Genomic DNA, 24746 nt, shown 5'->3' on the forward strand with positions numbered 1-24746 from the left:
GCGACGATTGCCGAAATCACCGGTGCAACCCGAATGAGGAGCTGTCGCCCGTCGCTGTCTAGCGTCGAGAACCACCAACGACGGAATGGCCCGCGCCGAGCGCGCGCTTGTGCGCGCGGATCGTTGTCTCGCAGGGTCATTCGTCAAAAAAGGAGCGCAGCGCAGCCTCTACCGCGCGTTCAGTGGTCGCTCAGCGGGCGACCCGAGCGAGCAGTGGGCGGAGGCAGGGGCGTCAAGGTCGCCGGACGCTACGCGTCTGCTTCTCTTCCAAGGAGTCGCGACCCTTGAAAACACTGGGATCACAGTGGCGGAGGATGGGGGATTCGAACCCCCGAGGGCTTGCACCCAACACGCTTTCCAAGCGTGCGCCATAGGCCACTAGGCGAATCCTCCAGGAGGCCCCGGAGGGCCGCCGACCATCCTACCCTGCTCCGCTACCGTGCCCGAACCGGGGCCGTCCCGGCGTACACGCTGCCGGGCCTGATGACGAGCGAACGCGGCGCCAGCAGCGCGAGAATGCGGCGCGAAGGCGGCACGGATGCGAGTAGCGATGTGCGGACGGATGCTGCGGCATCGGCCGCCGCGTCGCCCATCCAGTACGAGCGGGTGCCGGCGCGCGAGTAGCTGGCGCGTTCGATCGCGAGCAGGACCGTGTTCATCTCGGATGCGGCGACCCCGTGCTCGGCGACGAGCCTGCCGGCGAACGCGCGCGGCGTCTCACTGGCGGGCACGGGGATGCCGACGTCGATCGCCGCCTCCTGGACCGACTGCCACGCGGCCGCCGCATCACCGCCCCGGGCGGCGGCATCCTGCTGTCGGCGGCGCAGCTCCCGGATGAGGAAGGGGAGTGCGAGGAGCACGATCATGGCCGCGACCACACCGAGGATCGGCAGCGGGTCGAGGGCGTCCTCCGACGTGCCGTCGGAGGCGTTCTGCCGCTGCTCCTCGAGGTCGATCTGCGCCTGGTCGCCCCGCGCCGTCGGGGTCGGGTTCGTCTCAGAAGTCGTGGCATTGGGGTCGGCGGGCTGGCCCGGAATCGTGAGCTCCGACGAGAAGGTCGTGGGAACCCCGAGTCCGGAGGTGGGCTCGAACGGGATCCAGCCGATGCCCTCGAAGTACACTTCCGGCCAGGCGTGAAGCTGCGAGCTCGACACCGAGAAGACCGGCTGATCGTCGATGGTGTCCGTGGTCGGAGTGCCCGGCAGGTAGCCGACCACGATGCGCGACGGCATGTGGAGCGTGCGTGCCATGAGCGCGAACGCCGATGCGAAGTGGATGCAGTAGCCCTCGCGAACCTCCAGGAACCGCGCCACCGCCTCTGCGCCGCTGCCATCGAACCCGTCCTCGACGGGCGACTCGAGCGAGTAGCGGAAGTCGGTGCCGCGGAACCATCGCTGCAGCGCTGTCAGTCGGTCGTAGTCGGTGGTGGCATCGGCCGTCATCTGCACCGCCAGTTCACCGATGATCGGCGGGACGTCGTCGGGCAGCTGCGTCGTCTCGTCGCGCACCTGCGAGCCCACTGACACCGCCGCCCGGACCTGCTCCAGCGACGGCCGGGGGACGTCGTACGCCACCTCGTACGACTGGCCCTGTGTCGAGCCGCCGGTCGTGGCCACCGTGTGGTTGTAGGGCACCGCGCCCCACGTGCCGCCGCCGAGACCGCTGATACCCACGGCCGGATATGGCACCGGCGCCCATGGGGAGTCGAGGTTCACGATGTCGATCTTCGCCGTGTACTCGCCGATGCGGATGTCGTCGCCGGAGTCCACGACACCGAACGCGCGCTCGCTCTGGAGCGACACGGTCTGCGAGCGATCGGGCTCCCAAAGCCCGCCGTCGAATCGAGAGAGCGTCGTCGCACGCAGATAGGGCACGGACGGCGCGTTCGTGCGAACCCGGATGACCTCCACCTCCTGGGGACGGCGCAGGTCGTCGCCGAGCTGCAGTGTCGCGTCGATCCCCGGTCCAGGGCCGAGACCCGAACCGGCCCGCGCTCCGGGCTGCGGCAGCACCGGCGTCGCGACGACGGCGACGACGATCGCGATCGCGCCGATGCCGAGTGCCGTCGCGGGGACGCCTGCGGTGCGCTCCGCCTCGCGCTCGACCGGCTTCTCGCGCGAGCGCGTCTCGGAGCGCAGGAGGAACAGGACCGTGACCGCGAGGAAGACGAATCCGATGACGTCGACCTTGCTCGGCGCGGCGATCGCCGGGATGAGCGACACCGCGACGACGCCGACGGACGCCAGCAGCGGCATCCGTGCGGTCACCACGACGTGATCGACGATGATCGTGAGGAGTCCCATCGACCCGACCACGACGAAGGCGAGCGACAGCGTCGGCTCGAGCGGCGCCGCGCCGACTGCGATCTCCTCCATCGCGGCCCGCACCAGCATCGGCGCGACGCGGAAGGTGTCGAGCGTCGGGATCACCCACAGCAGGGCGGTGTCACGCAGGAAGATCAACGTCATGAACACGACCCACACCGCGACCTCGATGAGGGTCACCGCGACCGCGGGGAGACGGTAGAGGCGGGCGGTGTAGCCGGCGGCGAGCACCAGGGCCGACAGCACGAGGGCCGCGACGAGCCACCACCCGGGCTCGATGACCCGGACGACAGGCAGCAGCGCCGCGAGCAGTGCCGCGAGGATCGCGAAAGTCAGCAGTCGTTCCCCGCCGTGCGCACGTACCTGGCGCCCCGTCTCAGCTGAAGACATGGTGCACCCCCCGTCCGATCGCGTTCGCCCACGCGTGACCCAGGTCGCGGTCGGGACCGATCGCCGCCACGTGCCAGCCGTGATCCGCGGCGATGTCGAGCGCGTCGCCGATCGGCGACGCGGACAGCAGCAGGGGGAGCGTGCTGTGGTGCGAGACCGGCCCGATGGCCACTGCATCGGCCGGGTCGAGCCGTCCCACGATGAGCACGATCGGACCCGTCGACGCCCCCGCGAACAGCCGCGACAGGCGCGGGAGGGCGTCGTCGCGATGGGCGGTGATGGTCGCGAAGTGGACCAGCATCGCGTCGACTTCGGTCATGTCGCCGCCGTCGATCCGGTCGGCCAGCACCGTTCCCTCCGTGTCGAGGACCTCGACGGCGTAGCCGTCGTGCACGAGGCGCGCGACCGCGGAGACGCACGCCGAGATGCCGGCTTCGAAGCCGGGGTCGGCGCCGGGCGCGCGCAGAGCCTCGGGAGACCAGCGCAGCGCGGCGCGGTCGATCACGACCGTGGCCTCGGGTGTGGACTCCTGCTCCTCCTGGCGCACCATGAGCGCATCGCGGTGGGCGGTCGCCCGCCAGTGGATGCGCCGCATGGAGTCGCCCGGGGCGTAGGGCCGCGCGACGAGGTTGTCGGCGCCCTGGCCGAGCTGGTCGGTCGTCGTGTGCAGCATCCCGCCGGTGGCGCCGGCGTAATCCACGAGCGGCGGCAGCTCGACGACCGGCGGCGCCACCGTGACCGGCGTGCGCTGGCTGAACACGACCGTGCGTCGTGCGAGCCCGAACGGATCCGACGATCGCACCGTGAGCGGTCCGAGCGAGTGGACTCCGCGCCGCACGCCGGTGACGATGTACACCAGGTCGATGCTGCGGGCACCGCCGCGCTCGCCGCCGCGCAGCCCCGAGCCGAGTGCGGGGAAGGCACCCTCCGATTTGCCGCGCAGCCCCTTGGGCAGGGCATCGCGCCAGGTTCCGGGCGCCGTGGGCAGCGCCGTGCGCACCTCGACGCGCACCGATACGCGTGCGTCGCCTCCGACCGAGACGACATCCGGGGCGAGTGCCCGGGTGACCGCGTCGGAGCGGCGCCCGACGTACAGCGAGGCGATGCTCGCGACGACGACCGCGAGCAGCAGGATGCCGAAGTACATCAGCTCGACGATGCTCGCCTCGTTCGCCACGATGAAGCACGCGATCGCGAGGACCAGCGCTCCGGTGCCCCGGACTGTCAGCGGCCACACGCTTCTCATCGCTCTGTCACTGACGTGCGGCGATCGGCACCCGCACGCTCGCGGCGATGCGCTCGAGGATCGTCGCGATCGCATCTGCGGCGCTCGACCCCCGGGCGCCGCCGGCGGCCCGGGTCGGGATGAGCCGGTGCGCGAACACCGGGGCGAGGAGCGCCGTGATGTCGTCTGGGATGACGAAGGCGCGACCGTCGAGCGCGGCCCACACCTTGGCCGCGCGCACCAGCTGCAGCGTCGCGCGGGGGCTGGCGCCCAGGCGCAGATCGCTGTGGGTGCGGGTCGCCTGCGCGAGGGCCACGGCGTAGTCCTCGATCGCGGGTGCGACATGCACCGCCCGCGCCCACGCGACGAGGCTCGCGACCTCCGCGGCCGAGACGACCGGCGTGAGCTCGTCGAGCGGGTTGACCGTGTCGCGCTGACGCAGCATGAGGGCCTCCGACCGCGCGTCGGGGTAGCCCATCGAGATGCGGATCATGAAACGGTCGCGCTGCGCCTCGGGGAGGGCGTAGGTGCCCTCCATCTCGAGCGGGTTCTGCGTCGCGACGACGAGGAACGGCTCGGGTACGAAGTGGGTGCGGCCGTCGACGGTGACCTGGCGCTCCTCCATGGCCTCCAGGAGCGCGGACTGCGTCTTGGGGGAGGAGCGGTTGATCTCGTCGGCGATGACGATGTTCGCGAAGATCGCGCCCGGCTTGAACTCGAACTCGCGCTCGACCGGGTTGAACACGCTCACGCCGGTGACGTCACCGGGCAGCAGATCGGGCGTGAACTGGATGCGGCGGACCGTGGCATCCACGCTGGTCGCGAGTGCCCGCGCGAGCATGGTCTTGCCGACGCCGGGCACGTCCTCGATGAGGAGGTGTCCCTCGGCGAGGAAGCACACCAAGGCGGTGCGCACCGCGTCCGGCTTGCCGTCGATGACGCTGCCGACCGCATCGAGGATCGCGTCGGTGACGCGGGCGAATCCCTCGGCCGTCGTGGCCCCGAGCGCACCCGAACCTTTCGATGCAGCATCCGTCATCGCGGTATCGACCATCGCCGGCTCCTGTTCCGCCCTCGAACGAGCGGGTCGCGGGTGGGGCGCGGGCTCCCTCGCCCACGGGACCGATCCTAATCGCGCCGTTATCGGATCGGTATCGATCGCGCTGGGAGAACCCTGGACGACCCCACGTGCGGCGCGAGCGGTCCGCCCGCGCCCGTCGGTCGGGTTAGACTTGACCCAGCTCTCCGCGAGGCGGCATCCAGGCCAACTCCCCCAGGACGGAAACGTAGCAAGGGTAACCAGGCTCTGCCGGGTTCGCGGAGAGTCTTAATTTTCCCGGGCGAAGGGGCCCTCCAGCACGGACCACTGCAGCAGCATGATGGTCTTCGCATCCTGGATCCGCCCGTCGCGGACCATCGCGAGCGCCTCCTCGATGCCGAGGTCGAGCAGCTCGATGTGCTCGCCCTCATCCTCGAGGCCACCGCGCTCGCCGACGCCGGCGGCACCGTCGTAGGGCGCCGCGAAGAAGTGCAGCCGCTCGGTGACCGATCCGGGACTCATGTAGACGTCCCACACGTGTTCGAGCTCGCCGATGTCGACGCCGGTCTCCTCCACGGCCTCTCGCCGGATCGCCGTCGAGGGGTCGTCCTGGTCGAGCAGTCCCGCGGCGGTCTCGATCAGCATCCCGTCGGGGTGGTCGTTGACGTACACCGGGTAGCGGAACTGGCGCGTGAGCAGCACCGTTCGCCGCGCCGCGTCGTACAGCAGCACCGTCGCGCCGTTGCCGCGGTCGTACGTCTCGCGCTGCTGCGTCTCCCACTGGCCGGACGGCCCGCGGTACTCGAGTGTCGTGCGTCGCAGCACGTGCCATGCCGACGCCAGCACCTCGACATCCGTCACCCGCACGCCGGGGTTGCGGTCCAGGTCGCGTCCGGTGAGATCGAGGCCGGTCCGGCCGCGGTGATCGGGGACGTCGATTCCGGGACGAGGTTCGTGCATGCCGTCGAGGCTATCCGCGGGCGGCCACCGACGTGGCCCCGGGCGGTCGTGCTGCTTTTGATCCGGTGGCACGCCTGGCCGCGGCATCCGTCCCGCCCATAGGCTGGTCGCGTGGCGCAGAGCATCTACATCACGTCGGCAGAGGGCCATTCGGGGAAGTCAACGGTCGCGCTCGGGGTGCTCGATGCGCTCAGCCACGCGACGCCGCGGGTGGGAGTGTTCCGTGCGATCGCCAGGTCGACCGTCGAGCGCGACTACGTGCTCGAGATGCTGCTCGATCACGACGGCGTCGATCTTCCCTACGACGACTGCATCGGCGTCACTTACGACGACGTGCGGCATGATCCGGATGCTGCGCTCGCGACGATCGTCGAGCGCTACAAGGCCGTCGAGGCCCAGTGCGACGCGGTCGTCATCGTCGGCAGCGACTACACGGATGTGGGGAGCCCCGCCGAACTCGCCTACAACGCCCGCATCGCGGCGAACCTCGGCGCTCCGGTGCTGCTGGTGCTCGGCGGCCGCTCGGCGCAGAACCAGACGCAGCCCGAGCAGCTCGGCTCGTCGCTCGCGCGCACGCCCGCCGAGATGGGGCAGATCGCCGACCTCGCGCTCGCCGAGCTCGCCCACGGCCGCGCGAAGCTGTTCGCCGTCGTCGCGAACCGCGCCGACGCGGAGGGGGCCGACGAGACCCTCGAGGCCATCCGCCGTTCGATTCACGCCCATCAAGGCGCCGGGCCCGCAGCGCCCGTGCCGGTCTGGGCGATCCCGGAGGACCGGTTCCTCGTGGCGCCGTCGATCCGCGGCATCATGCGTTCGGTCGACGGCGAGCTGCTCGCGGGCGACCCCGGCCGCCTCACGCGCGAGGCGCTCGCGGTGGTGGTCGCGGGCATGTCGATGGTGAACGTGCTGCCGCGCCTGCTGGAGGGCGCCGTCGTGATCATCCCCGCGGACCGCTCCGAGGTGCTGCTGGCGACGCTGCTCGCGAACGCCTCGGGCACGTTCCCCTCGATCTCGGGCATCGTGCTCAACGGCGGCTTCGAACTGCCCGAGCCGGTGACACGCCTCATCGACGGCCTCGGCTCGAGCGTGCCGATCATCACGACCGAGCTCGGAACCTACGAGACCGCGGTGCGCATCATGGGCACCCGGGGTCGCCTCGCCGCCGACTCGCAACGCCGGTACGACACGGCGCTCGCCCTCTTCGAGCAGAGCGTCGACACCGATGAGCTCCTCGTCGCCTTCGGCCTGGCGCGCGCCACCGTCGTCACGCCCCTCATGTTCGAGTTCCAGCTCATCGAGCGGGCGCGCGCGCAGCGCAAGCGCATCGTGCTCCCCGAGGGCGACGACGACCGCGTGCTGCGGGCCGCGGCGACGGTGCTCAAGCGCGGCATCGCGGACCTCGTGATCCTGGGCGAGCCCTTCGAGGTGCGCGCCCGCGCGATCGAGCTGGGCATCGACATCCAGGGTGCCGAGGTGCTCTCGCCGCTGGACGCCGTCCACGTGCACAAGTTCGCCGAGGAGTACGCGCGGCTGCGTGCCCACAAGGGCGTCACGATGGGGCAGGCGGCCGACACCGTCACGGATGTCTCGTACTTCGGCACGATGATGGTGCACCTGGGTCTCGCCGACGGCATGGTGTCGGGCGCCGCGCACACGACGGCGCACACGATCCGCCCCGCGTTCGAGATCATCAAGACCAAGCCGGGGGTCTCGGTCGTCTCCAGCGTCTTCCTGATGGCGCTCGCCGACCGCGTGCTCGTGTACGGCGACTGCGCTGTGATCCCCGACCCCACCAGCGAGCAGCTCGCCGACATCGCGATCTCGTCGGCCGCGACCGCCGCGCAGTTCGGCATCGAGCCGCGCGTGGCGATGCTGTCGTACTCGACGGGGGAGTCGGGGTCGGGTGCCGAGGTCGAGAAGGTGAGGGATGCCACGGCCCTCGTCCGCTCGCGAGCCCCCGAGCTTCTCGTGGAAGGGCCGATCCAGTACGACGCGGCGGCCGATGCCGCGGTCGCCGCCGCCAAGATGCCCGGCTCGGCGGTCGCGGGACGCGCGACGGTGTTCGTCTTCCCCGACCTCAACACCGGCAACAACACCTATAAAGCGGTGCAGCGCTCGGCCGGGGCCGTCGCGATCGGACCGGTGCTGCAGGGCCTCAACAAGCCGATCAACGACCTGTCGCGCGGTGCGCTGGTGGACGACATCGTCAACACGATCGCGATCACCGCGATCCAGGCGCAGGGAGAGTGACGCGATGACCCCGGTGCTCGTGATCAACAGCGGCTCGTCGTCGTTCAAGTACCAGCTCCTCGACATGGACTCCGAGCGCACGCTCGCCTCCGGACTCGTCGAGCGCATCGGCGACCCGATGGGCGTCGCCCGCCACACCGTGTACGCGACACCCACGGACGGACCTTCGGCGGCCTTCCTCGACGCCACGCGCACGCGGGAGCTCCCGATCCCCGACCACACCGCCGGGTTCGCGGTCATGCTCGAGGCTTTCGCGTCGGACGGCCCGTCGCTCGCCGAGACGCCGCCCGTGGCCGTGGGACACCGCGTCGTGCACGGCGGCGCGCGCTTCTTCGAGCCGACGCTGATCACGCCGCTCGTCGAGATCAACATCGACGAACTGTCGGTGCTCGCGCCTCTGCACAACCCCGCGAACCTGGCCGGAATCGTCGCCGCCCGCGCGGCCTTCCCCGACGTGCCGCACGTTGCCGTCTTCGACACCGCCTTCCACCAGACCCTGGCGCCCGCGGCCTACACCTACGCGATCGACGCCGAGGTCGCGGCATCCCATCGCATCCGCCGCTACGGATTCCACGGCACGTCGCACAAGTTCGTCAGCGAAGCGGCGGCGGCGTTCGTCGGGCGCCCGCTGGCCGAACTCACGCAGATCGTGTTCCACCTCGGCAACGGCGCGTCGGTCACCGCGATCGACGGCGGCCGCTCGGTCGACACCTCGATGGGGTTCACCCCGCTCGAGGGGCTCGTCATGGGCACGCGCTCGGGCGACCTCGACCCGGCCGTGCTGTTCCAGCTCGAACGGCGGGCGGGTATGACCGTCGACGACCTCGACGAGCTGCTCAACAAGCGCAGCGGTCTGCTCGGGCTCGCGGGCTCCAACGACCTGCGCGACATCCGCGCGGCCATCGAACGAGGAGAGGAACGCGCGATCCTGGCGTTCGAGGTCTACGTGCACCGGCTGCGCGCCTACGCCGGTGCCTACCTCGCGCAGCTCGGCGGCGCCGACGTCATCTCGTTCACCGCGGGAGTGGGCGAGAACGCCCCGCACGTGCGCGCCGGTGCCCTCGAGACCCTCGGTTTCGCGGGCGTCGAGATCGATCCCGAGCGCAACGACAGCCGTGAGCGCGGCATCCGGATCATCTCGACGGATGCCTCGGCCGTGACCGTCCTCGTCGTCCCGACCGACGAGGAGCTCGAGATCGCGCGCCAGACCCTGAGTGTCGCCCGCACGTAACCGTCACGGGGTGCGACCCGACACCCGCCCGCATTACGCTGGCTGGACGGCGCGATGCAGTGCCGAAGCACCCGCACCCGCTCTCGGAGGTTCTGTGGCTGACGACGCCCTGCCCGATCTGACCGCCTACGACGCCGTGCTGTTCGATCTGGACGGCGTCCTCACGCCCACAGCCGAAGTGCACATGCATGCGTGGCAGACGATGTTCGAGGAGCTCTTCGCGGCGTGGGACATCACCCCGCCGTACACCGAGCGCGACTACTTCGACCACCTCGACGGCAAGAAGCGCTACGACGGCGTCGCGAGCCTGCTGCGCTCGCGCGATGTCGAGGTGCCGTGGGGCCACCCGTCCGACGCGGTGACCGCCGACACGGTGTGCGGCATCGGCAACCGCAAGAACGCCGTCTTCGAGCGCGTCCTCCGCGCCGAGGGGATCGCCCCGTACCCGGGGTCGATGCGCCTCCTCGACGTGCTCGCGGAAGCGGGCACGCCCGTCGCCGTGGTGTCGAGCTCCAAGAACGCGGAGGAGGTGCTGGCGGCAGCCGGCATCCGTGATCGCTTCACCGTCGTGATGGACGGCGTCATCGCCGAACGCGACCACCTCGCCTCCAAGCCCGCACCGGACGTGTTCGTCGAAGCGGCACGGATGCTGGAGGTCGAGCCTGCGCGGAGCGCCGCGGTCGAAGACGCCATCAGCGGCGTGCGCTCCGCTGCCGCCGGCGGCTTCGGGCTTGTGGTGGGTGTCGACCGGGGCGTCGGCGTGCAGGACCTCGTCGACGCCGGTGCGCACGTCGTGGTGAAGGATCTGGAGGAGTTCGCACGATGATCGATCGCGATCGGTTCCCCGTCGACCCGTGGCGTCTGGTCGAGACGTCGTTCGAGCTCGACGACGCCGGCGTCACCGAGACGCTGTTCGCCGTGGGCAACGGATACCTGGGCCTGCGCGGCAATCAGCCCGAGGGGCGTCACGCGCACGAGCACGGCACGTTCATCAACGGGTTCCACGAGACGTTCCCGATCCGTCACGCCGAGCAGGCCTATGGATTCGCCGAGGTCGGTCAGACGATCATCAACGCCCCTGACGCGAAGGTCATGCGCGTCTACGTCGACGACGAGCCGCTGTCGCTCGATGTCGCCGACGTGCGCGAGTACGAGCGGACTCTCGACATGCGCGACGGCGTGCAGCGCCGGCACATCCTGTGGGTCACGCCGTCGGGCAAGGAAGTGCGGATCGACTACGAGCGGCTGGTGTCGTTCGAGGAGAAGCACCTCGCGGTCATGACGGTGGACGTCACCGTGCTGAACGCCGACGCGCCGGTCACCGTGAGCTGCCAGATCCTCAACCGGCAGGACGGCGAGGACGTCTACGGCGGCACGCCGCTGGCGCCGCGCAAGGCCGGGTTCGACCCGCGCAAGACCGAGAAGCTCGAGGAGCGCGTCCTGCAGCCGCAGGAGTACTGGCAGGACAAGCTGCGCTCCGCCCTGTCGTACCGCGTCACGGACTCGGGCATGACGATCGCCGTCGTCGCCGACCATCTGGTCGAGACGGCGAACGAGTACACCTCGCGCACGCTCATCGAGCCCGACATCGCGAAGAACGTGTTCCGCGTGAACGCGAAGGCCGCAGTGCCGATCCGCGTCACGAAGCTCGTGAGCTACCACACCTCCCGCGGCGTGCCCGCGCGCGAGCTCGTCGACCGCTGCCGCCGCACCCTCGACCGCGCCCTCGGCCAGAGCGTCGACGCGATCCGCGCGCAGCAGCGCGAGTGGCTCGACGCGTTCTGGGAGCGCTCGGACGTGCGCATCGGCGGCCACGACGACCTGCAGCAGGCGACCCGCTGGTGCCTGTTCCAGCTCGCGCAGGCCTCGGCGCGCGCCGACGGACAGGGCGTTCCGGCGAAGGGCATGACGGGCTCGGGGTACTCCGGACACTACTTCTGGGACACCGAGATCTACGTGCTCCCGTTCCTCGCGTACACGACGCCGCTGTGGGCCCGCAACGCGCTGCGCATGCGGTACCTGATGCTGCCCGCCGCGCGTAAGCGCGCGTTCCAGCTCAACGAGGCCGGCGCGCTCTTCCCGTGGCGCACGATCAACGGCGAGGAGGCTTCCGCCTACTACGCCGCCGGCACCGCGCAGTACCACATCAACGCCGACGTCAGCTTCGCGCTCGCGAAGTACGTGCGGGCGACCGGCGACAACGACTTCCTCTTCCGCGAGGGCGTCGACATCGCCGTCGAGACGGCGCGGCTGTGGGCGACCCTCGGCTTCTGGCGTTCGAACGACGGCGTGGTCGACGGCGAGGGCGACACGTTCCACATCCACGGCGTCACCGGGCCCGACGAGTACACCACCGTCGTCAACGACAACCTCTTCACGAACGTCATGGCGCGGTTCAACCTCCGCTTCGCCGCCCGCACCATCCGCGAGATGGCGGAGGCCGACGGCGAGGTCTACCGTCAGATGGTCGACCGCCTCGCCCTCGAGCCCGGTGAGCCCGAGGCGTGGGAGCGGGCCGCCGAAGCCATGCACATCCCGTTCAGCCCGAGCCTCGGCATCCATCCGCAGGATCATGTGTTCCTCGAGCGCGAGATCTGGGACCTCGAGAACACCCCGCCCGACAAGCGGCCCCTGCTGCTGCACTTCCACCCGCTGGTGATCTACCGGTACCAGGTGCTCAAGCAGGCCGACGTCGTGCTCGCGCTGTTCCTGCAGGGCAACCACTTCTCCGACGAGGACAAACTCGCCGACTTCGAGTACTACGACCCGCTGACCACGGGCGACTCGACGCTGTCGGCGGTCGTGCAGGCGATCCTCGCCGCGGAGGTCGGCTACCAGGACCTCGCGCTCGAGTACTTCCGGCAGTCGATCTTCGTCGACCTCGGCGACCTGCACCACAACGCCGCGGACGGCGTTCACGTGGCCTCGGCCGGTGGCGTGTGGACCGCACTCGTCGCAGGATTCGGCGGCATGCGCGACCACTTCGGTGAGCTGTCGTTCAATCCGCGGCTTCCCGTCTCGTGGCCGTCGCTCGAGTTCGTCCTGCACTGGCACGGCACGCGGCTGGTCGTCACGGTCACCCGTGAGGAGCTGCGTGTGCGCGCCACGGAGGGCGACCCCGTCGGCTTCAGCGTGCGAGGCGTGGGCTACGTGGTCGGTGCGGGCGAAGAGGTGGTGGCACCGCTCGACGGGCAGGGCCCGGTGATCCCGGGGCGTCCGTCGCTGCGCGAGCTCGGCGACGCGCGCCGCGAGGACGGTTCGCTGCTGTCCGCGTCGGTGCCCACCGTCACCTCGACGATCCCGATCATCGTCGGCGCCGCCGACGTCGAGCACGGCGCCGACGTCTAGCCCTGCTCCGGATCAGGAGATCCGGCGAGGACAGCACCGACTCTGCGGAATCGTCCTGTCGCCGCCGGATCTCCTGATCTCGACCACACCCTCGACGCCCTGGCCTCAACTCACGCCCGGGCGAAGAACTCCCGCTCGTGCTCCATCGAGCGCGCGAAAGCCGCGTCCATGCGCGCCCGTTCGATCGGGCCGGCCTCGAGCGCCGCCGCATCGGCGATCTCGGTCGCCCGCGCCGTCGCCGCGGTGAAGGCGGGGTCGCCGTACATCGCGAGCCAGTCGTCGTACGGGTGCTCGTCGTGTCGCCGGGTGGCGAGACGGATGCCGAGATCGGTGTAGAGCCAGAAGCAGGGGAGCAGCGCCGCGACCAGCTCGGCGTACGAGCGGGCCGACGCGTGGAGGTGGTTCGTGTACGCGAGGGTCTGCGGCGCCGGGGCTGCGACGGTCGCGCCGAGGTGGGACTCGTGCAGCCGCCGCTCCTCGACGATGGCGGATTCGGCTGACCGCGCCCAGAACGTCTGCTCCTCCGGGGTGGGTGCGAGCGCGCTCGCCTTCGCCAGCACGCGGGAGTACTCGCCGAGGTAGATCGCGTCCTGCGCGAGGTACCGCAGGAACGCCTCGCGCGGCAGCGTGCCCTCGCCGAGCCCGCGCACGAACTCCAGTTCGTCGACGTCGGCGCGCACGGCGGCCGCCTGCTCCCACGCCAGCGTCGACCACGATGCGGGGACCATGGATGCTGCGCCCCGCAGTTCGTGGAAGTGGTCGATCGGACCGTTGCCCTGGCCCACCCGCAGTGCGTCGGCGTGGGCGAGCGCGCCGGTCAGCCACGTCTTCGCGCGCCGAAGCGCCTCGGGCCAGGTCGCGCCGCCCGCGCGGAGCGTCGCCATCGCGGACGAGAGCGAGCAGCCGGTGCCGTGGGTGTGACGCGTCTCGACGCGTGCGCCGCCGACCTCGTGCACGGCGCCGTCGGCCGCCACGATCGCATCCGGGCAGTCGGCGCCGTCGAGGTGCCCGCCCTTCAGCAGCACCGTCGTGCCGGTGTCGCGGGCGAGGGTCTGCGCGTCGTCGACGGCCTGCGCCCACGAGGTCGCGCGGGCGCGGCCGGTGAGAACCGCGAGCTCCGCGAGGTTCGGGGTCACGAGATCGACGTCGCGGGCGAGCTCACGGAGCGCCTCCTCGGCCGCGGGGTCGAGCAGCCGGTCGCCGCTCGTCGCCACCATCACCGGGTCGAGCACCACGATCGGCGGGCGCACGCGTCCGAGCCACCGCCGAACCGTGCCGATGATCTCCGCCGACTGCAGCATGCCGATCTTGACCGCGTCGATCTCGACGTCGTCCGACACCGCATCCAGCTGCGCGGCGAGGAACGTCGTCGGCGGCACGTGCACCTCGCGCACTCCGCGGGTGTTCTGTGCCACGAGCGCGGTGACGACAGCCATGCCGTAGCCGCCGAGCGCGCCGATCGACTTGAGGTCCGCCTGCACACCGGCGCCGCCGGTCGGGTCGGTGCCGGCGATGCTCAGCACCCGCGGGATCGCCACCGCGCGAACCGGCGTCGGTGCGGCAGCGGCAAGCGACGTGCCGGTCACCGCGCGACCCCCTCGAGCGAGGGCGCATCGGCCGCGTCCCGCAGGGCACGGGCCGCCGCCGCCGGGTCGTCCGCGCCGCAGATCGCGGAAACGACCGCGATGCCCGCGGCTCCGGCATCGCGGAGCGCCGCGACATCCGACTCGACGACTCCTCCGATCGCGACGCACGGCAGGTCGGTGCCCGCGGCGAACGCGGCGAAGCCCTCGACGCCGAGCGCCGGCGGGTGGTCGGGCTTCGTCGACGTCGGCCGGATGACGCCGACGCCGAGGTAGTCGATCGTGCCGGAGCGGCGCAGATGTGCGGCGGCCCGGTGCTCCGCGGAGTTCGCGGTCCATCCGATCACGGCGTGCGCCCCGAGCAGCCGCCGTGCCGTCTCGGGCGGGAGGTCGCTCTGTCCCAGGTGGACGCCGTCGACGCGGGCACCGGCATCCCGAGCGGCGACGGCCACGTCGACGCGGTCGTTGACGAGGAGCAGGCAGCGGCGATCGATGACGTCCGAGAGGGCTCGCGCCTGGCGCATGAGCTCACGAGCCGTCACCGACTTCGCCCGCAGCTGCACGACGTCGACCCCCGCGCCCGCCGCAGCGTCGACCACGTCGAGCAGCCGGTCGAACGGCAGGCGGCCGTCGGTCACGAGGTGCAGCGCGAGGCGGGCGCCGAGCCCGCTCATCGCATCGCCAGCATGTCGGCGACGCGCGCGTCGAGCTCGGCCGGCGCCGCGGCCACGGCGTCGAGCGCGTCGAGGAACGCCACGGCGAACGTGCCCGGTCCCTCCGCGCGCGCGGCGGCCTGCTCCGACGCGGCCGCGTACAGGACGGATGCCGCCACCGCCGCTTCGAACGGAGCGCACACGCCGACGAGCGCGGCCATCACCGCGCCGAGCGAACAGCCGCCGCCGGTGACGCGCGTGAGCAGCGCATCCCCGCCATGGACGCGGACCACCCGCTCGCCGTCGGTCACGAGGTCGACCGGGCCCGAGACGGCCACCACGCCGCCGGTGCGCAGCGCGAGCGACCGCGCGGCGCCGGCCGCAGCATCCGTCCCGTCCGTCGCGTCGACGCCGCGACCGCCGCCGCCCTCGCCGGCCACGGCCAGGATCTCGGAGGCGTTGCCGCGGACGATGGCGGGACGGTGCTCGAGCAGTTCGGCGGCGAGAGCCGTGCGTACGGGCAGCACTCCCACCGCGACGGGGTCGAGCACCCACGGGGTTCCGGCGCGCACGGCCTCGCGGGCGGCGTCGCGCTGCTCGGCGGTGGGGGTGCCCAGGTTCACGAGCACGCCGTCGGCGACGCCGGCGAAGAGCCCGGCCTCGCCCGGGATGTCGCACATCGCGGGCGCGGCGCCCACCGCCAGGAGCGCGTTCGCGGTGTAGTTCGTCACCACCGCGTTGGTGATGCACTGCACCAGGGGCGAGGTCTCCCGCAGCGCCGTCAGCGCGGCGGCGGGGGAGAGGGCGGACAGGTGTGCTTCGGTGCGCGCGTTCATCGCGACATCCCTTCGCTCGCATGATCGAGATCAGGTTCGACGGGTGTGTTCTCAGCCCGCCGCGCGGGCACCCCGTGTCACTGCCGAGCAATCTAGCAGGGCATCCCGACGGGTCATCGCCGTGTGTCCCCGGCGTGCACCGTGCGCGTCCGGTCCCGGTCGCCGGGCCCGTCGAGCTGCGGTCGCGATGCGATGCGCCGAGCCTGCCGCAGTGTCGGCCCCACACCGTAGGCTGGGGGAGTGACCACCGCCCTCTACCGCCGCTACCGGCCCGAGTCGTTCGGCGAGATGATCGGGCAGTCGCAGGTCACCGAGCCGCTCATGACCGCGCTGCGCGGCGACCGGGTCGGTCATGCGTATCTGTTCTCGGGACCCCGCGGGTGCGGGAAGACCACGTCGGCGCGCATTCTCGCCCGCTGCCTCAACTGCGCGCAGGGTCCGACGGACACGCCGTGCGGCACGTGCGACAGCTGCGTCGAGCTCGGCCGTGGCGGCGGCGGTTCGCTCGACGTCGTCGAGATCGACGCGGCCAGCCACAACGGCGTCGACGACGCCCGAGACCTGCGCGAGCGCGCGGTGTTCGCGCCCGCCCGCGACCGCTTCAAGATCTTCATCCTCGACGAGGCGCACATGGTCACCCCGCAGGGCTTCAACGCACTGCTCAAGCTCGTCGAAGAGCCGCCCGACCACGTGAAGTTCATCTTCGCGACGACCGAGCCCGAGAAGGTCATCGGCACGATCCGGTCGCGCACCCACCACTACCCGTTCCGACTCGTGCCCCCGGCCGCGATGCTCGAGTACGTCGAGCAGCTGTGCGCCCAGGAGGGCGTGAACGTCGAGCAGGGGGTCCTGCCGCTCGTCGTGCGCGCGGGCGGCGGATCGCCCCGAGACACCCTGTCGCTGCTCGACCAGCTGATCGCCGGCTCGGAAGACGCCAGGGTCACCTACGCCCGCGCCGTCGCGCTGCTGGGCTACACCCACGCCGAACTCCTTGACGAGGTGATCGACGCGTTCGCCGCCTCCGACGCCTCGGCCGCCTTCGCCGCGGTCGACCGCGTGGTGCAGACCGGACAGGACCCGCGTCGCTTCGTCGACGACCTGCTCGAGCGCCTGCGCGACCTCATCGTCGTGTCCGCGACCGGTCAGGGCGCCGGGGCGGTGCTGCGGGGCATCTCGGCCGAAGACCTCGCGCGCATGCAGCGCCAGGCCGACGCATTCGGTCCGTCGCGGCTGTCGCATATCGCCGACCTCGTCATCGCGACCCTCGACGACATGACCGGCGCCACCTCGCCGCGCCTGCAGCTCGAGCTGATGGTCGCCCGCGTGCTGGCGCGCGGCGCCGGCGCCGCTCCCGTCGCCGCGCCGGCGATGGCGGCTGCACTGGCCCCCGCCGCGACAGCTCCCGCAGCGACAGCTCCCGCAGCGACAGCACCTGCACCTGCAGCGCCCGCGCCTGCAGCCGCTGCTGCCGCTGCTGCCGCGCCCGCGGCCGCTGCTGCTGCGCCCGCAGTGGCGGCGGCGCCGGCTCCGGCCGCGCAGCCTGCCGAGTCTGCGCCCGTGGCTGCGCCTCCCGTCCCTGCCGGCCCGGTCACGCTCGACCGCCTCCAGCAGGCCTGGCCGCAGGTTCTCGCGCAGCTCGAGAACGTGAGCCGCTCGTCGTGGATGCTCGCTTCGGGCGCCCGCACCGTGGCGCTCGACGACGACGTGCTCACCCTCGCGTTCTCGAGCCAGAGCGACGTCGCGAAGTTCAAGCAGCTCGCCGCGGGCAAGGGCCCCAGCGAAGACCTGCGTCAGGCGATTCTGGCCGTGCTCGGCATCCGCGTGAAGTACATCGCCCGTCACGACGCTGCCGGCGGTGGCGCGGGTGGCCCGGCGGCGCCGGCGCCTTCAGGTCCCGGTCGCGAGGCTCCGCGTCAGGCGGCAGCACCAGAGGCGCCGGCCGCCCGCTCCGCCGCTGCCCCGCCGAGCGGGTCGCGGCCTGCGCAGGCTGCGCCACCACGTGCGTCGGCACCTGCCGCACCTGCGTCGGCCCCGGTTGCGCCGCGCGCGACAGCTTCCGCCGCGCCGCGACCGACCGCGCCGGCTGCGGCGCCGGCGTCGGCTGCCCCGGTCACCGACTGGGCCGTCGCACCCATCCCGTCCGACGACGACGCCCCGCCGCCCGACCCTGGCCCCGCCGCCTTCCCGGCTGAGACGCCGGCCCAGTTCGCGGTCGACGACGAACCCGAAGACGCCGAGGCCGCGACCGCGCGGGTCGCGACGCTCGCACCCCCGCGCGAGGGTGAGGTCCTGCCGCGTGCCGAGATCGCACCGGCCCTCGAGCGTGATGACGATGACGAAGACGACACGGATGCCGTCGCCGACCTCCCGGTTCCGCCCACGGTCGTGCCGCCGCTGACCCCGGTGGTCACGACCCGCAACGGCGGCGTGCAGCGCTACGGCGAGGCGGTCGTGCGCCAGGTGCTCGGCGCCACGTTCGTTCGCGAGGAACCCTACGAGCCCCCGACGAGGTTCAGCTAGCCCATGTACGACGGCATCGTCCAAGACCTCATCGACGAATTCGGCCGCCTCCCCGGGATCGGGCCGAAGTCGGCTCAGCGCATCGCGTTCCACATCCTGCAGACGCCGAACTTCGACGTGTCGCACCTCGCTGAGCTGCTCAGCGACGTGCGCGAGCGGGTGCGCTTCTGCGAGGTGTGCGGAAACGTCTCCGAGCAGGAACGCTGCTCGATCTGCCGCGACCCCCGCCGCAACCAGACGCTGATCTGCGTCGTGGAGGACGCGAAGGACGTGGCGGCGATCGAGCGCACGCGCGAATTCCGCGGGCTTTACCACGTGCTGGGCGGCGCGATCAGCCCGATCGCCGGCATCGGTCCCGACGACCTGCGCATCACGCAGCTCATGCAGCGGCTCGCCGACGGCACCGTGCAAGAGGTCATCCTCGCGACCAACCCGAACCTCGAGGGCGAGGCGACGGCGACCTACCTGAGCCGTCTGCTGCACACCCTCGAGATCTCGGTCACCCGCCTCGCCTCGGGGCTCCCGGTCGGTGGCGACCTCGAGTACGCCGACGAGGTCACGCTGGGTCGCGCCTTCGAGGGCCGTCGCTCGGTCTGAACCCCACGCCGGTCCGGGTGTGCTTCACGATCGCCGAGGATGTCGGAAGTCCGCCGTAGATTGGCGGTCGGCCGTCTCGCGCGCAGCGCCGACGACCGCGGAACCTGAGTCGATGACGACGTCCGTCCGGCGACGTCTCGGCTGACTTCGCCACACCACGTTGGGAGACGCCCCGCATGAACTCCTCACAGCGGTTCGACACGCGCGCATGGCTGCTCTTCGCCGCGATGGCGCTGCTGTGGGGTGTCCCATACCTGTTCATCAGCGTCGCCGTCGAGTCCTACTCGCCCGCGGCGGTGGTCGCCGGCCGCACACTGCTCGGCGCGCTGCTCCTGCTGCCCTTCGCCGTGCACCAGAAGGCGCTGCGCCCCGCGTTCGCGAAGATCGGCTGGGTGCTGCTGTTCGGGGCCATCGAGATGGCGGGGCCCTTCCTGCTGCTCGGCCATGCAGAGCAGACGCTGCCCTCAGGACTCACGGGACTCCTGGTGGCGACCGTGCCGCTGTTCGCGGCGCTGATCGCCTTCGGCGGCGGCGACCGGTCGGTGCTCAGCCCGGCGCGCGCGATCGGCCTCTTCATCGGCTTCGCCGGCGTGTTCGTGATCGTCGCCGGCCCCGGGCTCGCCATCGAGGGCGGCGGCGGCCTCCTGGCGGTGGGGGAGGTGCTCCTCGTCGCGCTCCTGTACGCGATCGCGCCCTTCGTCATCGCGGCCAAGCTGCGCGACGTGCCGTCCCTGGGATCGATCACCCTCGCCCTCTTCGCGGTGGGCATCTTCTACACGCCCATCGCGTTCCTGACGCAGCATCAGGTGCCGACCGTCGAGAGCACCGTGTCGCTCGTGGCCCTCGCCGTGCTCTGCACGGCGCTCGCGTTCATCGCCTTCTTCGCGCTGATCGCGCGGGTCGGCCCGGTCAAGGCTCCGCTGTTCACCTACGTCAACCCGGTCGTGGCGATCGTCCTGGGCACGATCATCCTCGGGGAGCCGCTGACCCCCGGCCTCCTGATCGGCTTCCCGCTGGTGCTCCTCGGCTGCTGGCTCGCCGCCACCGGCGGCACACTGCGCGCCCGCAAGAGCGAGACGGCCGACCTGCCGCCGATCGCTTCGAAGTAGGTCAGCGAAGTACTTCGACCAGCACGATCCACGACACCAGCAGTGCGGCGCCGATCGCGACGATCGACCCGACGGCGAACCACGCCAGGCCGGCGGGCTGGCCGGCCGCCAGGAGTGCGCCGCCGATCAGATAGGCGAGCGGGGCGAGGAAGCCCACCGCCGACTTGAGCCAGCGCATCCGGTTGGCGGGATGCTGATTCTCGAAGATCCTCCGGGTCGCCTGCACCTGGAACACCCCGGCGCCGAGCGCGATGACGATCATCGCGACTCCGTACAGGACGGGCCCGACCTCCGGAATGAGCCCGATCGCGGAGCCGATGAGCGCGAGCACGAGGCCCGAGATGCCCGCGGCGAGACGGGCGGTGAGCGAGGCCTCCTTGATGATGTCGCCGATGTTGACGCTCGCGGCGACGATCACGAGACCCGCCAGCGCCGCCGTCGCGCCGACCATGGCCACATTGAAGTCCGACCACGTCTCGATCTGCTCCATCCTCGGATGCTACTGGCGCTCGCCCGCGGCGCACAGAATCGGATCCGCACCTGCGAAGTGGGACGGCGACGCGCCGCTTCGCACCATCTTGATCCGGCGTGTCGGGCCGCCGATCCGCAGGTGCGGATCCGATCTTGCGGCGAGGCCCGCAGAGCGAGCCGCTCGACACATGGCTGGGCGCGCATGAGCGCATCCGTAAGATGGACCCTTGGGTTGACAGGAGACCGCGGTGAGCGGCATCCGTTCTCGCCCGCCCTCAGACAAAACGCGTGGAGTTCGATGTGGCGCTGATCGTCCAGAAGTACGGCGGATCGTCGGTGGCTGATGCCGTGAGCATCAAGCGCGTCGCGAAGCGGATCGTCGACGCGCGTCGCGCCGGCCACGATGTCGTCGTGGCCGTCAGTGCGATGGGCGACACGACCGACGAGCTGCTCGATCTCGCCAGCCAGGTCGCGCCGATCCCGGCGCCGCGCGAGCTCGACATGCTCCTCTCGAGCGGCGAGCGCATCTCGATGGCGCTGCTCGCGATGGCGATCCACTCGATGGGCTTCGAGGCACGGTCGTTCACCGGCAGCCAGGCGGGCATGATCACGACCGCCGACCACGGCTCGGCCCGCATCGTCGACGTGACGCCGATCCGCCTGCGCGAGGCGCTCGACGAGGGCGCGATCGTCATCGTCGCCGGCTTCCAGGGCTTCAATCGCGACACCCGCGACATCACCACGCTCGGCCGGGGCGGCTCCGATACCACGGCCGTCGCCCTCGCGGCGGCGCTCGAGGCCGACGTGTGCGAGATCTACAGCGACGTCGACGGCATCTTCACCGCCGACCCGCGCGTCGTGCCGAAGGCGAAGAAGCTCAACGTCGTGTCGGCCGAGGAGATGCTCGAGCTCGCGGCGAACGGCGCGAAGGTGCTGTACATCCGTGCCGTCGAATACGCACGCCGCCACGGCGTGCTCATCCACGCCCGCTCCACGTTCAGCTCGGGCGTGGGGACCTACGTGCTCGGCCAGGGGATGAATCTTCCCGAGGGCACAGTTCCCGACACTTCAGGGGGAGAAGAGATGGAAGAGCCCATCGTCGCCGGCGTCGCCACCGACCTCGGCCAGGCCAAGATCACCGTGATCGGCGTTCCCGACGTGCCCGGCAAGGCCGCCGAGATCTTCAAGGTCGTCGCGAAGTCGGGCGCCAACGTCGACATGATCGTGCAGAACGTGTCGGCCGCGACGACCGGCCGCACCGACATCTCGTTCACGCTTCCCAAGACCGACGCCGCCACTGCGCTCAAGGCGCTCGCCGCCGACCAGTCGGAGATCGGGTTCGAGAATCTGGTGCACGACGACCAGATCGGCAAGCTCTCCGTCGTGGGCGCGGGCATGCGCACCCACTCGGGTGTCTCGGCCACGCTCTTCGAGGCGCTGAGCGTCGCGGGCATCAACATCGAGATGATCTCGACCTCCGAGATCCGCATCTCGGTCGTGGTGCGCGGAGACGACCTCGCCGAGGCCGCCCGCGTCGTCCACACCGCCTACGGCCTGGACGGCGACATCGAGGCGACCGTCCACGCCGGCACCGGCCGCTGACGACATCTCGGGTGAGATGGATGCCTCGGCCCGAGGCATCCGTTCATCCCCGGCGTTCGCCGTCGCCCGTGCGACCCCCCAGCAGCCCCTCCACGAACGCTTCGACGATCTCGTCCGTCGACACCTCGGGGTCGATCGGCACCGTGAGCCGGTCGAGGATCAGCCCTTCGATCGCATAGTGGAACAGCGCGATCTCGAACGCCCCGCCTGGGAGCCCGGCGTCCCGGTTGAAGGCGACATCCGCGGCGAACCCCGCCCGCATCCAGTCGCCGAGCGCTGAAGCGATCGCGGGCGAGCGCGCTGCTTCCAGCCGTAGCGTGAACAGCGCGAGGGTCACGTCCCGCTCGGCGCTGAGCCGGCGCACGATGTCCCGGGTGTAGTCCGCGAACAGAGCGGGCGTCGGGGTGCGGTCGCGCCACTGCGCATGGACCGCGGGATCGGGGGCGAGGCGTTCGCCGATCCGCTCCACGAGCGCTCCGACGAGTGCCTCCCGGCTGCGGAAGTAATTCGACGCGGTTCCTGTCGGCACTCCTGCGCGCGCGTCCACCGCCCGGTGCGTCAGCCCTCGCATGCCGTCCGCAGCGAGGACGTCGATCCCGGCATCCGTGAGCAGTCGGCGCCGTTCGTCGTTGCGTGCCATGCCCGTCACTCTAGCTAATCCACGACAGATGTCGTAGTCTCATCAATCACTACACATGTCGTGAAAGGACCCTCATGCGCGAGCTCATCTATTACGCCGCCGTCTCGCTCGACGGCCGCATCGCCGCACCGGACGGAGCCTTCGACGCCTTCCCCGTCGAGGGCGACCATGTCGACGCGATCAACGCGGAGTGGGCAGACACCGTGCCCGGCCTGCTCTACGACGCAATGGGGTCGACCGCCCCGCGCGGGCGCTTCGCGACCGTGCTCATGGGCTGGAACACGTTCGCTGCGGGACTGCCGCTCACCGACGATCCGTACCCGCACCTCGAGCAGATCGTCTTCTCGCGCTCGCGCACCTCTCGTGATGTCGGGGGCAGTGTCCGCATCACCGCCGACGATCCGCGCGGTGTGGTGGCCGACCTCAAAGGGCGGCCGGGTGCCGACATCTGGCTGTGCGGCGGCGGAGTGCTCGCGGCGCAGCTGCGCGACGACATCGACCGGCTCGTGCTCAAGGTCAATCCGATCGTATTCGGTGACGGCTTGCCGCTGTTCGCCGGCGGCTACGCCCCGGAATCGCTCGTACTCGAGCGGTCGCGCGCTTTCGGTTCGGGGGTCGTGATGAACGAGTATCGCCGCCGGTGACGGGGCGCGGCGAAGGGGTCCCTCGCGCCCCGACGGGCGGGCGAGGGGCTGGTCGTCCCTAGGAATGCGTCTCCTGCCTACCGCTCGCCGTAATCCGGCCTGTCCCGCTCTCGCCCGGCGGTAGAATCGCCGAAACCCCGCGCGATCGACGGCGCCCGCGCGTCCGCTCCACGCTTGTGCCCACGCTGAGGAACTCCCATGACCCGCATCTCCGATTCAGGACTCTCCGTCGCCGTCGTCGGCGCCACCGGCCAGGTCGGCGGCGCGATGATCGACATTCTCGAAGAGCGCGGGTTCCCGATTCGTGAGATCCGCGCCTTCGCCACCGCGCGCTCCGCCGGCTCGGACATCGTCTTCCAGGGGCAGGCCGTGACCGTGGAGGACGTCGCGACCGCCGAGCTCGGCGGCATCGACATCGCCCTGTTCTCGGCCGGCGCCACCGGCAGCCGCGCCCACGCCCCGCGCTTCGCCGAGGCCGGCGCCGTCGTGATCGACAACTCCAGCGCCTGGCGCATGGACCCCGACGTGCCGCTCGTCGTCAGCGAGGTCAACCCGCACGCGATCGCCGAGGCGCGCAAGGGCATCATCGCGAACCCCAACTGCACCACGATGGCCGCCATGCCCGTGCTCAAGGTGCTCGACACCGAGGCAGGCCTCGACCGTCTCATCGTCAGCACCTACCAGGCCGTCAGCGGCTCCGGTCTCGCGGGCGTGCAGGAGCTCCTCGGCCAGGTGGAGGGTGTGCTCGCTCAGGGCGATGTCGAGCGTCTCGCACGCGACGGCTCTGCGCTCGACTTCCCCCAGCCCGACAAGTACATCGCGCCGATCGCCTTCGACGTGATCCCGTTCGCCGGCAACCTCGTCGACGACGGCCTCAACGAGACGGACGAAGAGAAGAAGCTTCGCAACGAGAGCCGCAAGATCCTCGAGCTCCCCGACCTCCGCGTCGCGGGCACGTGCGTGCGCGTGCCCGTCTTCACCGGTCACTCGCTGTCGATCAACGTCGAGTTCTCGCGGGACATCACCCCTGAGCGCGCCACCGAACTGCTCTCGAGCGCACCGGGCGTGAAGTTCGAAGAGGTTCCGACGCCGCTCCAGGCCGCGGGCACGGATCCCAGCTACGTCGGCCGCATCCGCGCCGACCAGTCGGCGCCCGAGGGCAAGGGCCTCGTGCTCTTCATCTCGAACGACAACCTGCGCAAGGGCGCTGCTCTGAACGCGGTGCAGATCGCCGAGCTCGTCGCAGCCAACCTCGGCGTCAGCGCCTGACACCGCCGCCAAGACGCTTCGAAGCGAGCGGATGCTGCGACCCGCGGCATCCGCT

General features: G+C 71.1%; 19 protein-coding genes, 1 tRNA gene, 1 other RNA gene and 1 riboswitch. Of the genes, 11 read left to right on the forward strand and 10 right to left on the reverse strand.

Annotated elements, in window-relative coordinates; genetic code table 11:
* Positions 1 to 305 precede the first annotated feature (305 nt).
* From ASF40_RS12070 to ASF40_RS12085, 4 genes are all read right to left on the reverse strand, one after another.
* Positions 306 to 393, reverse strand: a tRNA-Ser gene (locus tag ASF40_RS12070).
* Between the two features lie 41 nt (positions 394 to 434).
* On the reverse strand, positions 435 to 2714 hold the full coding sequence (locus tag ASF40_RS12075; protein ID WP_056369334.1) for a transglutaminase TgpA family protein: 2280 nt from the start codon (positions 2712 to 2714) through the stop codon (positions 435 to 437).
* Complete coding sequence (locus tag ASF40_RS12080) at positions 2701 to 3960, reverse strand: DUF58 domain-containing protein (protein ID WP_056369336.1); 1260 nt, start codon at positions 3958 to 3960, stop codon at positions 2701 to 2703. The genes ASF40_RS12075 and ASF40_RS12080 overlap by 14 nt, the downstream gene beginning before the upstream one ends.
* A gap of 7 nt (positions 3961 to 3967) precedes the next feature.
* Positions 3968 to 4993 (reverse strand): AAA family ATPase, encoded by a 1026-nt coding sequence (locus tag ASF40_RS12085; protein ID WP_235560217.1) that lies wholly within the window; start codon positions 4991 to 4993, stop codon positions 3968 to 3970.
* 182 nt (positions 4994 to 5175) lie between these two features.
* On the opposite strand from ASF40_RS12085, the gene ffs reads away from it, so the two are divergent.
* An RNA gene (gene ffs, locus ASF40_RS20880) (signal recognition particle sRNA small type) lies at positions 5176 to 5272 on the forward strand.
* Here the strand turns inward: ffs and ASF40_RS12090 are convergent.
* A complete protein-coding gene (locus ASF40_RS12090) occupies positions 5267 to 5938 on the reverse strand; it encodes an NUDIX domain-containing protein (protein ID WP_056369337.1) in 672 nt (223 codons plus the stop codon). The genes ffs and ASF40_RS12090 overlap by 6 nt on opposite strands.
* A 111-nt stretch (positions 5939 to 6049) precedes the next feature.
* Between ASF40_RS12090 and pta the strand changes: the two genes are divergently transcribed.
* From pta to ASF40_RS12110, 4 genes are all read left to right on the forward strand, one after another.
* Complete coding sequence (gene pta / locus ASF40_RS12095) at positions 6050 to 8188, forward strand: phosphate acetyltransferase (RefSeq protein WP_056369339.1); 2139 nt, start codon at positions 6050 to 6052, stop codon at positions 8186 to 8188.
* Positions 8189 to 8192: 4 nt separating this feature from the next.
* Positions 8193 to 9419: an acetate/propionate family kinase gene (locus ASF40_RS12100; protein ID WP_056369341.1), complete on the forward strand. Its 1227-nt coding sequence runs from the start codon at positions 8193 to 8195 to the stop codon at positions 9417 to 9419.
* Positions 9420 to 9513: 94 nt separating this feature from the next.
* Entirely contained in the window at positions 9514 to 10245 is a 732-nt protein-coding gene (locus ASF40_RS12105) for an HAD family hydrolase (protein WP_056369343.1), read from the forward strand.
* The gene (locus ASF40_RS12110) at positions 10242 to 12767 is read left to right on the forward strand and encodes a glycoside hydrolase family 65 protein (RefSeq protein WP_056369344.1); all 2526 of its coding nucleotides are present in this window, start codon (positions 10242 to 10244) and stop codon (positions 12765 to 12767) included. Before ASF40_RS12105 ends, ASF40_RS12110 begins: the two co-directional genes overlap by 4 nt.
* A gap of 110 nt (positions 12768 to 12877) precedes the next feature.
* On the opposite strand, the gene thiD is transcribed toward ASF40_RS12110, so the two are convergent.
* From thiD to thiM, 3 genes are all read right to left on the reverse strand, one after another.
* Positions 12878 to 14353, reverse strand: coding sequence for a bifunctional hydroxymethylpyrimidine kinase/phosphomethylpyrimidine kinase (gene thiD, locus ASF40_RS12115; protein ID WP_056369346.1), 1476 nt, complete (start codon positions 14351 to 14353; stop codon positions 12878 to 12880).
* The gene (gene thiE / locus ASF40_RS21490; RefSeq protein ID WP_056369348.1) at positions 14350 to 15024 is read right to left on the reverse strand and encodes a thiamine phosphate synthase; all 675 of its coding nucleotides are present in this window, start codon (positions 15022 to 15024) and stop codon (positions 14350 to 14352) included. The genes thiD and thiE overlap by 4 nt, the downstream gene beginning before the upstream one ends.
* On the reverse strand, positions 15021 to 15839 hold the full coding sequence (gene thiM / locus ASF40_RS12125; protein WP_056369350.1) for a hydroxyethylthiazole kinase: 819 nt from the start codon (positions 15837 to 15839) through the stop codon (positions 15021 to 15023). The genes thiE and thiM overlap by 4 nt, the downstream gene beginning before the upstream one ends.
* Positions 15830 to 15924, reverse strand: a riboswitch (TPP riboswitch). Its footprint overlaps the gene before it by 10 nt.
* A 155-nt stretch (positions 15925 to 16079) precedes the next feature.
* Here thiM and ASF40_RS12130 point away from each other — a divergent pair.
* The 3 genes from ASF40_RS12130 to ASF40_RS12140 all read left to right on the forward strand — a co-directional run bounded on the left by ASF40_RS12130 (position 16080) and on the right by ASF40_RS12140 (position 20065).
* Positions 16080 to 18359, forward strand: coding sequence for a DNA polymerase III subunit gamma and tau (locus ASF40_RS12130; RefSeq protein WP_056369352.1), 2280 nt, complete (start codon positions 16080 to 16082; stop codon positions 18357 to 18359).
* 3 nt (positions 18360 to 18362) lie between these two features.
* Entirely contained in the window at positions 18363 to 18956 is a 594-nt protein-coding gene (recR, locus tag ASF40_RS12135; RefSeq protein WP_056369354.1) for a recombination mediator RecR, read from the forward strand.
* Positions 18957 to 19132: 176 nt separating this feature from the next.
* Positions 19133 to 20065: a DMT family transporter gene (locus tag ASF40_RS12140; RefSeq protein WP_056369356.1), complete on the forward strand. Its 933-nt coding sequence runs from the start codon at positions 19133 to 19135 to the stop codon at positions 20063 to 20065.
* Between the two features lies 1 nt (position 20066).
* Here the strand turns inward: ASF40_RS12140 and ASF40_RS12145 are convergent, their stop codons facing one another.
* The gene (locus ASF40_RS12145; RefSeq protein ID WP_056369358.1) at positions 20067 to 20555 is read right to left on the reverse strand and encodes a hypothetical protein; all 489 of its coding nucleotides are present in this window, start codon (positions 20553 to 20555) and stop codon (positions 20067 to 20069) included.
* A 281-nt stretch (positions 20556 to 20836) separates the two neighbouring features.
* On the opposite strand from ASF40_RS12145, the gene ASF40_RS12150 reads away from it, so the two are divergent.
* Positions 20837 to 22138 carry an aspartate kinase gene (locus tag ASF40_RS12150; RefSeq protein ID WP_056369929.1) on the forward strand — a complete coding sequence of 434 codons (1302 nt, stop codon included), beginning with the start codon at positions 20837 to 20839 and terminating at the stop codon, positions 22136 to 22138.
* A 43-nt stretch (positions 22139 to 22181) separates the two neighbouring features.
* On the opposite strand, the gene ASF40_RS12155 is transcribed toward ASF40_RS12150, so the two are convergent.
* Positions 22182 to 22778 (reverse strand): TetR/AcrR family transcriptional regulator, encoded by a 597-nt coding sequence (locus ASF40_RS12155; RefSeq protein ID WP_056369359.1) that lies wholly within the window; start codon positions 22776 to 22778, stop codon positions 22182 to 22184.
* Positions 22779 to 22852: 74 nt separating this feature from the next.
* Here ASF40_RS12155 and ASF40_RS12160 point away from each other — a divergent pair, with 74 nt between their 5' ends.
* Together ASF40_RS12160 and ASF40_RS12165 are read left to right on the forward strand one after the other, a co-directional pair.
* Complete coding sequence (locus ASF40_RS12160; RefSeq protein WP_056369361.1) at positions 22853 to 23422, forward strand: dihydrofolate reductase family protein; 570 nt, start codon at positions 22853 to 22855, stop codon at positions 23420 to 23422.
* A gap of 198 nt (positions 23423 to 23620) precedes the next feature.
* Positions 23621 to 24691, forward strand: coding sequence for an aspartate-semialdehyde dehydrogenase (locus ASF40_RS12165; protein WP_056369363.1), 1071 nt, complete (start codon positions 23621 to 23623; stop codon positions 24689 to 24691).
* The last annotated feature ends 55 nt before the right edge of the window (positions 24692 to 24746 follow it).

The organism is Microbacterium sp. Leaf288 (assembly GCF_001422925.1).
GTDB lineage: Bacteria > Actinomycetota > Actinomycetes > Actinomycetales > Microbacteriaceae > Microbacterium.